Source organism: Streptomyces sp. WAC 04229 (assembly GCF_003947455.1).
In the GTDB taxonomy this organism is placed as follows: domain Bacteria; phylum Actinomycetota; class Actinomycetes; order Streptomycetales; family Streptomycetaceae; genus Streptomyces.
Window position 1 is genome coordinate 1 of the sequence record NZ_QHJH01000072.1, and the last position, 14,869, is coordinate 14,869.

The following is a 14,869-nucleotide window of genomic DNA, read 5'->3' on the forward strand; positions in this document are numbered from 1 at the left end:
CACCACCACACCCGAACTGGCCGCCCGCCCCCGGCCCTGGACCCGCGCCGTCGGCCTCGTCGCCGTCGTCCTGCTCGGCGCCTGGCTCGGCCTGCTGGTCGTCGGCAACGTCCGCGTTCCCGTCGGCCCCATGAACACGACGATGACGCTGCGCCCGTCCGCCACCGGCGGCACGAAGATCAACGTCTCCCCGCTGGGCGCCCTCCAGCTCGACAGCCACATCGCCCCGGTCCGCCTCGACGTCAACGTCGACCAGCTCGACCCCGACCGCGCCCAGGCCCTCGTCGACCACCCCGAGCGCCTCTCCGGCCTCCAGGACGAGGTCGCCCGCGACGTCGAACACGGCACCCTCGACCTCGCCGTCCGCTCCTGCGTCGCCGTCGTCACCGGCGCCACCGCCCTCGGCCTCGCCGTCTACCGCCGCCCCCGGCGCGCCCTGACCGCGGGCGGGCTCGCCCTCACCCTCCTGGTCGCCTCCGGCGGCACCGCCTACGCGACGTGGAACCCCGACTCCGTCCTGGAACCCAGGTTCTCCGGCCTGCTCTCCTCCGCGCCCTCCCTGGTCGGCAACGCGCGCAGCATCGTGACCGAGTTCGACGTCTACCAGAAGGAACTGGCCCGCCTGGTCACCAACGTGACCAAGCTCTACGACGTCACCTCCACGCTCCCCGCCTACCAGCCCGACCCGACCACGATCCGCGTCCTGCACGTGTCCGACATCCACCTCAACCCGGCGAGCTGGAAGATCATCGCCTCGCTGGTGCAGCAGTACAAGGTGAACGTGATCGTCGACTCCGGCGACACGATGGACCACGGCACCGCCGCGGAGAACGGCTTCCTCGACCCGATCGAGGACCTCGGCGCGCCGTACGTGTGGGTCCGCGGCAACCACGACTCCCGGGAGACCCAGAAGTACCTGCGGAGCCTGAAGAACGTGCACGTCCTCGACGACGGCCGGGCCAGGAACGTCGCGGGCCTGCGCTTCGCCGGCATCGGCGACCCCCAGTTCACCCCCGACCGCTCCAAGTCCGACGGCGCCGAGGCCTCCCAGGAACTGGCCGGCGCCCGCCTGGCCTCCGCCCTGCGCGACCAGAGCACCGCCGGCACCCCCGTGGACGTCGCCGTCGCCCACGAGCCGTCGGCCGCCCGCGAGGTCGACGGCGCGGTGCCGCTGGTCCTCGCCGGCCACCTCCACCGCGAGGACATGGAGGTCATGAAGTACGGCACCCGCCTGCGCGTGGAGGGCTCCACCGGCGGCAGCGGACTGCGCGCGGTCGAGGGCAGGTACCCCGACCCGATCCAGGCGTCCATCCTCTACTTCGACCGGGACACCCGGCGCCTCCAGGCCTGGGACGAGATCAAGCTGGGCGGCCTGGGCCTGACGACGGCCGAGGTCAGCCGCCACCTCCCCAAGGAGAACCAGCCGGGCGCCACCCCCTCCCCCAGCCCCTCGTAAACCGTTTTGGCGATACCTCCCGCCATCCCATATGCTTCTCACGTCCCCGACGCGCTGCGAAGCGCCCAGGCGGGCCGATAGCCCTCATCGTCTAGCGGCCTAGGACGCCGCCCTTTCAAGGCGGTAGCACGGGTTCGAATCCCGTTGGGGGCACGCAGTACATGTGCGACACTGTCGTACGAAGCTTGGTCCTGTGGAGCAGTTTGGAGTGCTCGCCACCCTGTCAAGGTGGAGGCCGCGGGTTCAAATCCCGTCAGGACCGCTGAGGTTTCGTTTCACGTGAAACCTCGCGGCTGGGTAGCTCAGTTGGTACGAGCGATCGCCTGAAAAGCGATAGGTCGCCGGTTCGACCCCGGCCCCAGCCACAGACAACCCCCGTCGAGATCTTCGACGGGGGTTCTGTGTTGCCCGGAAGGCGCCCGGGCGGTGCCCGGACGGAAATCGTTCGCCAGGTTTTTCCCGGGGATGAGATCCTGGAACCCGTATGTCTACGCATCCCGCCCCCGCCCTCGGTTCCCTCGCGCCCCGGCTGGCCGAGCTGTCACTGCGCGACGCGCACCGGCTCGGCCGGCGGCTCGAAGGTGCGCGGAAGATCCGCAAGCCCGAGGCACGTGCCGCCGTTCTCGCCGAGATCGAGACGGAGGTGGCCAAGGCCGAGCAGCGCGTCGGGGAGCGCCGGGCGCGGGTGCCCGTCGTCAGCTACCCCGAGCAGCTCCCCGTCAGCCAGAAGAAGGACGAGATCGCGGCCGCCATCCGTGATCACCAGGTGGTGATCGTGGCGGGCGAGACGGGCTCCGGCAAGACCACCCAGATCCCGAAGATCTGCGTCGAGCTGGGCCGGGGCGTGCGCGGCATGATCGGGCACACCCAGCCCCGGCGGATCGCCGCGCGCACCGTCGCCGAGCGGGTCGCGGACGAGCTGGACACGCCGCTCGGGGAGACGGTCGGCTGGAAGGTCCGGTTCACCGACCAGGTGAACCCGGAGTCCACCTTCATCAAGCTGATGACGGACGGCATCCTGCTCGCCGAGATCCAGACCGACCGCGAGCTGCGCGCCTACGACACGATCATCATCGACGAGGCCCACGAGCGGTCCCTCAACATCGACTTCCTGCTGGGCTACCTCGCCCAGCTGCTGCCCAAGCGGCCGGACCTGAAGGTCGTCATCACGTCGGCGACCATCGACCCCGAGCGCTTCTCCCGGCACTTCGGCGACGCGCCGATCGTCGAGGTCAGCGGACGGACCTACCCGGTGGAGGTGCGGTACCGGCCGCTGCTGGAGGAGGACGGCGACGACGCCGACCGGGACCAGATCACGGCCATCACCGACGCCGTCGAGGAGCTGATGGGGGAGGGCAAGGGCGACATCCTCGTCTTCCTCTCCGGTGAGCGGGAGATCCGGGACACGGCGGACGCGCTGGAGAAGAAGAAATATCGGTTCACGGAGGTACTGCCGCTGTACGCGCGGCTGTCGCACGCCGAGCAGCACCGGGTGTTCCAGCAGCACACCGGGCGCAGGATCGTTCTGGCCACCAACGTCGCCGAGACCTCGCTGACCGTGCCGGGCATCAAGTACGTGATCGACCCCGGGTTCGCCCGCATCTCGCGCTACAGCCACCGCACCAAGGTCCAGCGGCTGCCGATCGAGCCGGTCTCGCAGGCCAGCGCCAACCAGCGCAAGGGACGCTGTGGGCGGACCAGCGACGGCATCTGCATCCGGCTCTACGCCGAGGACGACTTCGAGGCGCGCCCGGAGTTCACGGACGCCGAGATCCTGCGGACCAACCTGGCCTCCGTCATCCTGCAGATGACCGCGGCGGGCCTCGGCGACATCGAGAAGTTCCCCTTCATCGACCCGCCGGACCACCGCAACATCCGCGACGGCGTGCAGCTCCTCCAGGAGCTGGGCGCGCTGGATCCGGCGCAGAAGGACGTACGCAAGCGGCTGACCGACACCGGCCGCAAGCTGGCCCAGCTGCCCGTGGACCCGCGGTTGGCCCGGATGGTGCTGGAGGCCGACAAGAACGGCTGTGTCCGCGAGGTCATGGTGATAGCCGCCGCGCTGTCCATCCAGGACCCGCGCGAGCGGCCGTCGGAGAAGCAGGCCCAGGCCGACCAGCAGCACGCCCGCTTCAAGGACGAGACCAGCGACTTCCTCGCCTTCCTCAACCTGTGGCGGTACGTCCGCGAGCAGCAGAAGGAGCGGGGTTCGTCGTCCTTCCGCCGCATGTGCAAGCAGGAGTACCTCAACTTCCTGCGGATCCGCGAGTGGCAGGACATCTACACGCAGCTCCGTACCGTCGCCAAGCAGATGGGCATCCACCTCAACGAGCAGGACGCCCCCGACGACCGCGTGCACGTCTCCCTGCTGGCCGGGCTCCTCTCCCACGTCGGCATGAAGGACGTCAAGGAGGGCGCGAAGAACGAGTACCTGGGCGCCCGGAACGCCAAGTTCGCGATCTTCCCCGGATCGGCGCTCTTCAAGAAGCCCCCGCGGTTCGTGATGTCCGCCGAGCTGGTGGAGACCTCCCGGCTCTGGGCCAGGGTCAACGCGAAGATCGAGCCGGAGTGGGTGGAGCCGCTCGCCGGCCACCTCCTCAAGCGCACCTACAGCGAGCCGCACTGGGAGAAGGACCAGGCGGCGGTGATGGCGTACGAGAAGGTCACGCTGTACGGCGTGCCGATCGTGGCGCAGCGCAAGGTGAACTACGGGCGGATCGACCCCGAGGTCAGCCGCGAGCTGTTCATCCGCAACGCCCTCGTGGAGGGCGACTGGCGCACGCACCACAAGTTCTTCGCGGACAACCGCCGGCTGCTCACCGAGGTCGAGGAGCTGGAGCACCGGGCGCGGCGCCGGGACATCCTGGTCGACGACGAGACGCTGTACGACTTCTACGACCAGCGGGTGCCCGAGCACGTCGTCTCGGGTGCGCACTTCGACTCGTGGTGGAAGCACAAGCGGCACGAGCAGCCCGACTTCCTCGACTTCGAGCGCGAGATGCTCATCAACGAGAAGGCGGGGGCGGTCACCAAGGACGACTACCCGGACTCCTGGCGGCAGGGTCCGCTGAAGTTCCGGGTGACGTACCAGTTCGAGCCGGGAGCGGACGCCGACGGCGTGACGGTCCACGTGCCGCTCCAGGTGCTCAACCAGGTCACGGACGAGGGCTTCGACTGGCAGATCCCGGGGCTGCGGGAGCAGGTGGTCGTGGAGCTGATCCGGTCGCTGCCGAAGCCGATCCGGCGCCACTACGTGCCGGCCCCGAACTACGCGCAGGCGTTCCTGGACCGGTCGGTGCCGTTGCAGGAGCCGCTGACGGTGACCATGGCGCGGGAGTTGAAGCGCATGGTGGGGGTGCCGTTCGACGCGGAGGACTTCGACTGGGCGAAGGTCCCCGACCATCTGCGGATCACCTTCCGGATCGTCGACGAGCGGCGCCGCAAGCTGGCCGAGGACAAGGACCTGGAGGCGCTGAAGCTCCTGCTGCGGCCGAAGGCGCGCAAGGCGCTGTCGCAGGCCGCGGCGGCCACCGCGGAGCGCAGCGGCGGTGAGTCGGTGGAGCGTTCGGGGCTGACGGACTGGACGATCGGGACGCTGTCACGGGTCTTCGAGACGCGGCGGGCCGGTCAGCCGGTGAAGGCGTACCCGGCGCTGGTCGACGACGGCGACACCGTGTCCGTGCGTCTCTTCGACACCGAGGCCGAGCAGGCGCAGGCGATGTGGAAGGGCACGCGCCGGCTGATCCTGCGCAACATCCCGGTCAACCCGGCGAAGTTCGCGTCCGAGAAGCTGACCAACCAGCAGAAGCTGAACCTCTCCGCCAACCCGCACGGTTCGATCCAGGCCCTGTTCGACGACTGCGCGACGGCCGCGGCGGACAAACTGATCGCGGACTTCGGGGGCCCGGCGTGGGACGAGGAGTCCTACCGGAAGCTCTACGAGCGGGTCCGCGCGGAGATCGTCGACACCACCGTCCGCGCGGTGGGCCAGGTACAGCAGGTGCTGGCGGCCTGGCAGGCCTGCGAGCGCCGCCTGAAGTCCGTACGGAGCCCCGCGTTGCTGGCGAACCTCCAGGACGTGCGGGGGCAGCTGGACGCGCTGGTGAAGCCCGGCTTCGTCACTGAGGCGGGGATCAGGCGGCTGCCGGACCTGATGCGCTACCTGGTCGCCGCCGACCGGCGCCTTCAGCAGATGCCGACCGGTGTGCAGCGGGACACGTCGCGCATGGAGAAGGTCCATGAGATGCGGGACGAGTACGCGTGGCTGCTGGAGCAGCTGCCGCAGGGCCGGCCGGTGCCGCAGCGGGTGCGGGAGGTCCGCTGGATGATCGAGGAGCTGCGGGTCAGCTATTTCGCGCACGCGCTGGGCACGGCGTACCCGGTCTCCGACAAGCGGATCGTGAAGGCGATCGACGCGCTCGCACCGTAGCGCCCCTCCCGTAACGGGGCCTGTGCGGAGGGTGAGTTCGACCCGGGCGCAACCCTCCTGTACAGTCTCTTCTCGCAGCGCAACGCAGACAGAATCGATGAGCGACTCCGTCGCGCGGGCGCCGCGAAACCTGGTCCTGTGGAGCAGTTTGGAGTGCTCGCCACCCTGTCAAGGTGGAGGCCGCGGGTTCAAATCCCGTCAGGACCGCAACAGAGAAGGACCCGCACCGATCGGTGCGGGTCCTTCTTCTTGCTCCGCGCCCCGCTCGAGGCCCGCACCGTGTGGCGCGGGCCTCTTCCCGTGTCTCCAGGCACGTCTCGCCCCATGCCCCCCAGGGGCCCTGGGCGCCCCTCTCCCGGCCTTGACGGGGTCACATTCGGTCGGTACTCCAAAAGGACAGGGAACGTCCCGTGCAGGGCCCCGGAGGTGGCGTATGGCGGCATCGGTCAGGCACGAGACGCGTGCCCTGCTCCGCGCGCATCTGTCGGCCGCGTCGTCGTACCGTCACGCGACGCGCCACTGCGCGATCTGCCACCGGCTGTTGCGCCTGGCGCTGGACGCTCCGGGGCCACAGTCTCCGACCGGACGTCAAGAGGGCCTCGAGGACGAGAGCGTGCCCGTGGCGTGATCCCCGGAGATCCCAACGCCCTTGCCACGCAGACCTCCTGGAAGCGACGGTTCCACTAGCGCACGGGCAGGGCGGCCAACAACCACCGTGCCGTGTGACGGGTGTCACCGCATGAGTTTTTGAAACCGTGGCACTTATGGCTCTCCTACAACTGGTCAATTTAATATGTGCAATTGCACTGGGTCTCGCAGTGCTCGCACAGCCGATCCGACACCCCTCCCCAGACTCCGACAAGGCCGCTCACAGAACCGGCCGGTGCCCCGCCCCGGCGCACAGGCCCGGACACAAAAAGATCGCGCTGGACCCGGCGGAGTCCAGCGCGATCAACGACGCACCCCCTGTTGGGGCAGGAACGGCGTCACTTGGAGCTGTGGTTCCGAGCGCCTCGGCAGGTTGGGGGACCTGCCGTTCTGCCCGGTTATTCAGTTGTTTCAGGCCTCGCTGCGCTGCTGCGGAATGCCCGCGAGCAGAGCGCGGACCTCGGCTTCGCGGTAGCGGCGATGCCCGCCGAGCGTGCGGATCGACGTGAGCTTGCCGGCCTTCGCCCAGCGCGTGACCGTCTTCGGGTCGACGCGGAACATGGTGGCGACCTCAGCCGGGGTCAGCAGCGGCTCGGCATCAGGGGTGCGAGCGGTCATGAGCGGCCTCCTCGGGAGAACCGAACCTTCTCGGTTCATTCCTCTAAATTCTGCACCTTGACCCGCGTTGCCCGAAATGGCGGACGCGAGTCGAGTCGGTTATAGGACGAACGGCTTGTCCTCGGCACTACAACTACACCATCTGTCCAGCCGCGTCGGCCAAACCGATGGAATTGCCCTCCCAGGTGTTCATCAGCGACGGAAGCCGATGGACCATGCCATAGCGGACAGTCACGCCACTGTGACGATCAGTCACAGGGCGATCAGGAGTCACGAGACCCCCCAAAGCGTGCAATGCTGAGATTCCGCCCACAGTGCATCACAGCAGGACGGAAGGAGCCCTCCCCGGGCTCCTTGTCCTATTTTGGCATGAGGAGGGGGAAGCGGCGCAAGAGTGATGTACGTGCGGTCCGTCACGCTTGACGCATACGCCCGGATCGGGACCTACGTCCCTTGTTGACAAGGCATCAGCACATCCGTGACGGGTGTCGGATCGGAAGACGAAACCTCAAAACGGGCGGTACGTCAAACGTCAGTTCGCCGAGCGCCGGTCCCGCACGGCCCGCCAGCGCTCCACCAGCCGCCCGTACGCCTCCCCCGCGGTGGCCGGGTCGCCCTCGCGCAGCGCCTCGATCCCCTCGGCCACGTCCGCCGCGGAGTGGTCGTCCTCCAGCTCCCCGGCCGGCACGGCGTGCACGAGCCCGCCGTAGTCCAGCTCCACGAGGGAGCGCGGGTGGAACTCCTCCAGCCAGCGCCCGACGTCCGTCAGCCCGTCGATCAGCGGACCCTCGTCCACGGCCTCCTTCAGGGCCCGCAGCCCCCGGGCCACCCGCCGCCGGGCCTGCACCATCGGCGTCCGGTAGCGCAGTACCGGCGCGGTCGGCCCCTGGTCGCCGCCACCCTTGTCGTACTCCCGCTCCGCGTCGGAGACCAGCACGAACCAGTTGATCGGCACCTGCCAGGTGGCGGTACGGATCCAGGGGCGGGCGTCGGGGTTGCGCTCCAGCCAGCGCTCGTAGTCCTGCGCGGTCTCACGGCGTACGACCGGGGGGATCAGGGCGTCGAGGACGGGCTCCGGGTAGTCCGCGGCCAGGTCTCCCAGGGCCTGCCACCCGCGCAGCCGGGTCCGCCAGGGGCAGACGCAGACCACTCCGTCGACCTCCGCCACGAAGGCGTCGGCGCTCTCGTGCACCGGCACCGCCACCGGCGGGGTGGGCAGCAGGTCGGCCAGGGAGCGGCGCAGCTCCACCTGGTAGGAGGGGAGGTCGGGGCGGCGGGCGTAGCGGGCCCAGTGCTCGCGCTCCGGCTCGCGGAAGGCGGCCAGCGGTTCGTACACGCGCAGGTACGCCGCGTAGGGGACGATCACCGAGGACACCTTGGGCACGCCTGCTCCCTCCCCCGCGCTGCGCACCGAAAACCTGCCGGAGCCGATCACAAACGCGCGGGAATCTCTGCAAATCGTCGCACGCCCGTACTCCGTGCGGAGGTGATCCTGGGCACGGTGCGGCGGGGAGACCCCGTCAGGCCCTAATCTCGTGCCACAGTCCCCGCCACCCTCACGGGGACAGGTCTCCACCCGCCGAACCTACACAGGAGTCACCACCGTGACCGACGTAACCGGCGCACCTGCTGATGTACTGCACACCCTGTTCCACTCGGACCAGGGGGGTCATGAGCAAGTCGTGCTCTGCCAGGACCGGGCCAGCGGCCTCAAGGCCGTCATCGCCCTCCACAACACCGCCCTGGGCCCCGCGCTCGGCGGTACCCGCTTCTACCCCTACGCGAACGAGGCGGACGCCGTCGCCGACGCGCTGAACCTCGCTCGCGGGATGTCGTACAAGAACGCCATGGCCGGTCTCGACCACGGCGGCGGCAAGGCCGTGATCATCGGCGACCCGGAGCAGATCAAGAGCGAGGAACTGCTCCTCGCCTACGGCCGGTTCGTCGCCTCGCTGGGCGGCCGGTACGTCACCGCGTGCGACGTCGGCACCTACGTGGCCGACATGGACGTCGTGGCCCGCGAGTGCCAGTGGACCACCGGGCGCTCCCCCGAGAACGGCGGCGCCGGCGACTCCTCCGTGCTCACCGCCTTCGGCGTCTACCAGGGCATGCGGGCCTCCGCCCAGCACCTGTGGGGCGACCCGACACTGCGCGACCGCACCGTCGGCATCGCGGGCGTCGGCAAGGTCGGTCACCACCTGGTCGAGCACCTGCTCGCCGAGGGCGCGCACGTGGTCGTCACCGACGTGCGCAAGGACGTCGTGCGGGCCCTCACCGAACGGCACCCCTCGGTGGTCGCCGTCGCCGACACCGAGGCGCTGATCCGGGTGGAGAACCTCGACATCTACGCGCCCTGCGCACTCGGGGGTGCGCTCGACGACGACTCCGTGCCGGTGCTGACCGCCCGGGTGGTGTGCGGCGCCGCCAACAACCAGCTCGCCCACCCCGGAGTGGAGAAGGACCTCGCCGACCGCGGGATCCTCTACGCGCCGGACTACGTGGTGAACGCCGGCGGTGTCATCCAGGTCGCCGACGAGCTGCACGGCTTCGACTTCGAGCGGTGCAAGGCGAAGGCGGCGAAGATCTTCGACACCACGCTGGCCATATTCGCACGTGCGAATGAGGACGGCATTCCGCCGGCCGCCGCGGCCGACCGGATCGCCGAGCAGCGGATGGCGGAGGCGCGCCCGCGGGGGTGATCCCGCGACGGTCCTCCGGTGATCGGGCAGGGCCGTCGCAGGTTTGACCGGTACCCGTCGGGGGGAGTTGGAGAGAACTCTCACTTATCCCGGCGGGTCGACCGTCGAAAGGTGGTTAAAATCGCCGTTGACCAGCGAGGACGGGGCGCCTCGAGGGTCCTGGGGATGGCCACGTGCTGCGGGCGACGTACCGTATGGGCGTGGGCTCAGGTACCGTGGAAGCCCTACGGACCGGTCTCTCCACGGAGAGCCCGTTCCGGACCATGAACGCGTGTCAAGACTCTGGGGCCGTCGAGCCCCGTCGTTGAGGGGGTCGAGCCATGGGGCGCGGCCGGGCCAAGGCCAAGCAGACGAAGGTCGCCCGCCAGCTGAAGTACAACAGCGGTGGGACTGATCTCTCCCGCCTGGCCGAGGAGCTGGGCGCATCGCCGTCGAATTCGCAACCGCCGAATGGCGAGCAATTCGAGGACGATGAGCAAGACGATGACGTGTACGCCAAGTACGCCGACCTCTATGAGGACGACGACGAGGACGAGGACGGCCAGTCCCCGGGCCAACAGCGACGCGGCGCTTGACCTTGCACTGAGCACCTTCCCGGTCGGTGACGTATGTCACCGGCCGGGTTCTGTGCTACCCGCGGGATCTCAGCCGGCGTAGTCGCCCACCAGTGCCGCGCCCGTCTCGTGGTCCGTGCGGTCGGTGATCTCACCGGCCACCCAGGCGTCCACGCCGCGGTCGGCCAGGGTCGTGAGGGCCACGTCCGTCGATTCCTCGGGCACGATCGCGATCATGCCCACGCCCATGTTCAGGGTCTTCTCCAGCTCCAGGCGCTCGACCCGGCCGGTGCGGCCGACGAGGTCGAAGATCGCGCCCGGGGTCCAGGTGGAGCGGTCGACGACGGCGTGCAGTCCGTCGGGGATCACACGGGCCAGGTTGGCCGCGAGGCCACCGCCGGTGACGTGGCTGAAGGCGTGGACCTCGGTGGTGCGCAGGAGGGCCAGGCAGTCCAGGGAGTAGATCTTGGTCGGCTCCAGCAGCTCCTCGCCGAGGGTGCGGCCCAGACCGTCCAGGTGGGCGTCGAGCGCCAGCCCACCCTCGTTCAGCAGGACGTGCCGGACGAGCGAGTACCCGTTCGAGTGAAGCCCGGAGGACGCCATGGCGATCACCGCGTCACCCGTACGGATGCGATCCGCGCCGAGAACCCGGTCGGCCTCCACGACGCCCGTACCGGCGCCGGCGACGTCGAAGTCGTCCTCGCCGAGCAGGCCGGGGTGCTCGGCGGTCTCGCCGCCCACCAGGGCGCAGCCGGCCAGTACACACCCTTCGGCGATGCCCTTGACGATCGCGGCGACGCGCTCGGGGTGGACCTTGCCGACGCAGATGTAGTCGGTCATGAAGAGCGGCTCGGCGCCGCACACCACGATGTCGTCCATGACCATGGCGACCAGGTCGTGGCCGATGCTGTCGTAGACGCCCAGCTGCCGGGCGATGTCGACCTTGGTGCCCACGCCGTCGGTGGCGGAGGCGAGCAGGGGGCGCTCGTAGTTCTTGAGCGCGGAGGCGTCGAAGAGTCCGGCGAAGCCGCCGATGCCGCCGAGGACCTCGGGGCGGCGGGTCTTCTTCACCCACTCCTTCATCAGTTCGACGGCGCGGTCGCCCGCCTCGATGTCGACGCCCGCGGCTGCGTAGCTGGCACCAGTTGTGTCAGGCATGACGATTCAGACCTTCGTGTCGTACGGCAGGTATTGCGGACGGACGGCTACGGGCGACGGATGGCGTCGGCGGCGGCCGTACCGGCGGGCCCGGCGGCCAGCTCGGTCTCCAGGAGCTGCTTGCCGAGCAGCTCGGGGTCGGGGAGCTCCATCGGGTATTCGCCGTCGAAGCAGGCGCGGCACAGGTTCGGCTTGGCGATGGTGGTCGCCTCGATCATGCCGTCGATGGAGATGTAGGCGAGGGAGTCGGCGCCCATGGAGGTGCCGATCTCCTCGACGCTCATGCCGTTGGCGATGAGCTCGGCGCGGGTGGCGAAGTCGATGCCGAAGAAGCAGGGCCACTTCACCGGGGGGGACGAGATCCGGATGTGGACCTCGGCGGCGCCGGCCTCGCGGAGCATGCGGACCAGGGCCCGCTGGGTGTTGCCGCGGACGATCGAGTCGTCCACGACGACCAGCCGCTTGCCCTTGATGACTTCCTTCAGGGGGTTCAGCTTCAGGCGGATGCCCAGCTGGCGGATGGTCTGCGAGGGCTGGATGAAGGTGCGGCCGACGTAGGCGTTCTTGACCAGACCGTTACCGAAGGGGATGCCGGAGGCCTCGGCGTACCCGATGGCGGCGGGCGTGCCGGACTCCGGGGTCGCTATGACCAGGTCGGCCTCGGCGGGGGCCTCCTTCGCCAGCTTGCGGCCCATCTCGACGCGCGAGAGGTAGACGTTGCGGCCGGCGATGTCGGTGTCCGGGCGGGCCAGGTACACGTATTCGAAGACGCAGCCCTTGGGCTTCGCTTCCGCGAATCGGGAAGTGCGCAGGCCGTTCTCGTCGATGGCGACGAACTCGCCCGGCTCGATCTCCCGGACGAAGCTGGCGCCGCAGATGTCGAGGGCGGCGGACTCGGAGGCGACCACCCAGCCGCGCTCCAGCCGCCCGAGGACCAGCGGGCGGATGCCCTGCGGGTCACGGGCGGCGTAGAGGGTGTGCTCGTCCATGAAGACGAGGGAGAAGGCGCCGCGCACCTGGGGCAGCACCTTGCCGGCCGCCTCCTCGATGGTCAGCGGCTTGCCGTCGTCGTCCACCTGGCCCGCGAGCAGGGCCGTGACCAGGTCGGTGTCGTTGGTCGCCGCGACCCGGGTGGAGCGGCCGTCCTGCTTGGGCAGGTCGGCGACCATCTCGGCGAGCTGGGCGGTGTTGACGAGGTTGCCGTTGTGCCCGAGCGCGATGGAACCCTGCGCGGTGGCACGGAACGTCGGCTGGGCGTTCTCCCACACGGAGGCACCGGTGGTCGAGTAGCGGGCGTGACCGACCGCGATGTGACCCTGGAGCGAACCGAGTGAGGTCTCGTCGAAGACCTGGGAGACCAGGCCCATGTCCTTGAAGACGAGGATCTGGGAACCGTTGCTTACCGCGATACCCGCGGATTCCTGGCCTCGATGCTGGAGGGCGTAGAGCCCGAAGTAGGAGAGCTTTGCGACCTCTTCGCCAGGAGCCCAGACACCGAAGACGCCGCATGCGTCCTGGGGGCCCTTCTCGCCTGGAAGCAGATCGTGATTGAGTCGACCGTCACCACGTGGCACGCCACCGAGTGTAGGCGAGATCGACCACTGGTCCGAATTTGGGATTTCGGCTCACCAGTGGATCACCGATCGGCCACGGCTCGCACGGTCGTCCCGTCTTCGCTGGTCAGGGTGAGGGTTTCCTGATCGATCCGGTAATCGACCGGACCCTTGAGGAAGCTCAGCATCCGCTTCTCGGCGTCCATGAGTGAGCCTTCGCACATCATTCGGGTCGTGGAAGGGGCGCCGACGGTGATACGCCCGTCGCTGACGGTGGCCTTGGCGTTGACGCGGTTGCAGGGGAGGCGGCCGGAGACGGTCTTGGCCTCCGGGTCGAAGGTGAGGTGGGCGCGTTCCTGCTGGGCCGGGCTGGTCACGGTCCACTTGGTGCCGTACAGGGACGCGTCCTGCGCCCGGCTGAGCTCGACGGTGTCGCCGCCGGAGGTGGTGAACGTCAGGCCGTCGCCCTCGCTCTCGGTGGTGAGCGTGCCGGTGGTGAGGGCGCGGCCGAGGGACTTCTCGAACTCGACGGGCGTCTTGTCGCAGGCCTTCTCGGTGAACATGGCGTCCGTGAGCCGGACGCGTTCGCCCTTGACGTCGGCGCGCGCGCTGAAGGTGTTGCAGCCGGTGCTGCCCTCCGCCTCGCCTGCGTCGTCGATCCGGACCCGTGCCTCGTCCGGTGCCTTGTGGGTGGTGCCGTCGACGGTGACGCTGTCGATGCTCCACTGCACGCCGGTGATGGGCTTTCCGGCGCCTACGGAGGCGCTGCCGTCGTCCGCCTTCTCGCTGCCGCAGGCCGCGGCGAGCGGGACGAGCGCGGCGACGGCCGCCACGGTCAGGGTCTTCCTTCGCTGCTGCTTCTGCCTGTACATGGCGATTCGACGGAGGACTGGAGGATCTGGTTCCCCCCGCTCTCCCCGCGGCCGGCGGCGGGCGTCGCCCGGTCAGCCGAGCAGGGGCAGCAGCGCACCCAGGTCGGCCCGCTCGCCGCTCGCGCTCAGCTTCGCCTCGGCCACGGCGTCCTTCCAGGTCAGCCGCCCGGTGGCGAGCCGGATCCAGGTCAGCGGGTCGGTCTCGACGACGTTGGGCGGGGTGCCCCTGGTGTGCCGGGGGCCCTCGACGCACTGGACGACGGCGTACGGCGGGATCCGCACCTCGGTCGAGGCGCCGGGCGCCTTCACGGCGAGCGCGTCGGCGAGCAGCCGGGTGGCGGCGGCCAGGGCCTGCCGGTCGAGGGGGATGTCGAGGCCGGGCACGGCGGCGGTGAGGTCGTCGGTGTGGACGACGAGTTCGACGGTGCGGGTGACGACGTAGTCGGCGAGCGGCAGGGCGCCCGCGCTGGTGGGGAGCAGCCGGCTGCCCGGGTGGGTGTCGAGGCGCTCGGTGAAGCGCCGCTCGACGTCGGCGAGATGGGCGTCGAGGTCGGCGTGCTCGGCGGCCAGCCGCCGGGCGGTGCCGGCGATGGCGTCCGCGTCGGCGGCGATCGCGAACGGCCAGTCGAGCAGCCGCCCGTCCTGCCGCGCCGGTTCGGGCTCGTCGAGCAGCCGGTCCACGGCCGTCAGTGCCATCCCGACGTGCGCGACCAGCTCCCGCACGGTCCAGTCCCCGAGCCGGGTCGGCAACGCGCGCTGCTCGGCCGTGAGACCGCGGACGGCCGCCCGCACGTTCCCGAACTGAGCGAGGACGGCGGCACGGGTGCGGGCGGGGTCGTAGGCGCGGGGGCGTCTTCTGGCGGGCGGCATGGGGGCGAGCCT

Annotated in this window: 11 protein-coding genes and 4 tRNA genes; 9 read left to right on the forward strand and 6 right to left on the reverse strand. The window is 69.8% G+C overall.

The window, feature by feature from the left end; translation table 11 throughout:
* The 7 genes from DMH12_RS20180 to DMH12_RS39455 form a co-directional block, all read left to right on the forward strand.
* On the forward strand, positions 1–1,456 hold a 1,456-nt coding region (locus tag DMH12_RS20180), incomplete at its 5' end, for a metallophosphoesterase (protein WP_148107534.1).
* A gap of 80 nt (positions 1,457–1,536) precedes the next feature.
* Positions 1,537–1,609 (forward strand) — tRNA-Glu (locus DMH12_RS20185).
* A 34-nt stretch (positions 1,610–1,643) separates the two neighbouring features.
* Positions 1,644–1,718, forward strand: a tRNA-Asp gene (locus DMH12_RS20190).
* A 29-nt stretch (positions 1,719–1,747) separates the two neighbouring features.
* Positions 1,748–1,821: transfer RNA gene (locus DMH12_RS20195), tRNA-Phe, on the forward strand.
* Between the two features lie 119 nt (positions 1,822–1,940).
* Positions 1,941–5,885, forward strand: a complete 3,945-nt coding sequence (hrpA, locus tag DMH12_RS20200) for an ATP-dependent RNA helicase HrpA (protein WP_125492938.1) — start codon at positions 1,941–1,943, stop codon at positions 5,883–5,885.
* Positions 5,886–6,017: 132 nt separating this feature from the next.
* Positions 6,018–6,092: transfer RNA gene (locus tag DMH12_RS20205), tRNA-Asp, on the forward strand.
* 226 nt (positions 6,093–6,318) lie between these two features.
* The gene (locus tag DMH12_RS39455; protein WP_125492939.1) at positions 6,319–6,513 is read left to right on the forward strand and encodes a DUF6274 family protein; all 195 of its coding nucleotides are present in this window, start codon (positions 6,319–6,321) and stop codon (positions 6,511–6,513) included.
* Positions 6,514–6,944: 431 nt separating this feature from the next.
* Here DMH12_RS39455 and bldC read toward each other — a convergent pair whose 3' ends face one another.
* Complete coding sequence (bldC, locus tag DMH12_RS20215; protein ID WP_003949541.1) at positions 6,945–7,151, reverse strand: developmental transcriptional regulator BldC; 207 nt, start codon at positions 7,149–7,151, stop codon at positions 6,945–6,947.
* 532 nt (positions 7,152–7,683) lie between these two features.
* A complete protein-coding gene (locus tag DMH12_RS20220; protein ID WP_125492940.1) occupies positions 7,684–8,535 on the reverse strand; it encodes a hypothetical protein in 852 nt (283 codons plus the stop codon).
* 220 nt (positions 8,536–8,755) lie between these two features.
* Between DMH12_RS20220 and DMH12_RS20225 the strand changes: the two genes are divergently transcribed.
* Together DMH12_RS20225 and DMH12_RS20230 are read left to right on the forward strand one after the other, a co-directional pair.
* Positions 8,756–9,850 carry a Glu/Leu/Phe/Val dehydrogenase dimerization domain-containing protein gene (locus DMH12_RS20225; RefSeq protein ID WP_125492941.1) on the forward strand — a complete coding sequence of 365 codons (1,095 nt, stop codon included), beginning with the start codon at positions 8,756–8,758 and terminating at the stop codon, positions 9,848–9,850.
* 320 nt (positions 9,851–10,170) lie between these two features.
* Positions 10,171–10,425 carry a DUF3073 domain-containing protein gene (locus DMH12_RS20230; RefSeq protein WP_122616965.1) on the forward strand — a complete coding sequence of 85 codons (255 nt, stop codon included), beginning with the start codon at positions 10,171–10,173 and terminating at the stop codon, positions 10,423–10,425.
* 69 nt (positions 10,426–10,494) lie between these two features.
* Here DMH12_RS20230 and purM read toward each other — a convergent pair whose 3' ends face one another.
* From purM to DMH12_RS20250, 4 genes are all read right to left on the reverse strand, one after another.
* Positions 10,495–11,562 carry a phosphoribosylformylglycinamidine cyclo-ligase gene (gene purM / locus DMH12_RS20235; protein WP_125492942.1) on the reverse strand — a complete coding sequence of 356 codons (1,068 nt, stop codon included), beginning with the start codon at positions 11,560–11,562 and terminating at the stop codon, positions 10,495–10,497.
* A 47-nt stretch (positions 11,563–11,609) separates the two neighbouring features.
* The gene (purF, locus tag DMH12_RS20240; protein ID WP_122616963.1) at positions 11,610–13,136 is read right to left on the reverse strand and encodes an amidophosphoribosyltransferase; all 1,527 of its coding nucleotides are present in this window, start codon (positions 13,134–13,136) and stop codon (positions 11,610–11,612) included.
* Positions 13,137–13,198: 62 nt separating this feature from the next.
* Positions 13,199–13,987, reverse strand: coding sequence for an META domain-containing protein (locus tag DMH12_RS20245; RefSeq protein WP_125492943.1), 789 nt, complete (start codon positions 13,985–13,987; stop codon positions 13,199–13,201).
* A gap of 72 nt (positions 13,988–14,059) precedes the next feature.
* Positions 14,060–14,857, reverse strand: a complete 798-nt coding sequence (locus DMH12_RS20250; protein ID WP_125492944.1) for a maleylpyruvate isomerase family mycothiol-dependent enzyme — start codon at positions 14,855–14,857, stop codon at positions 14,060–14,062.
* Positions 14,858–14,869: the final 12 nt, after the last annotated feature.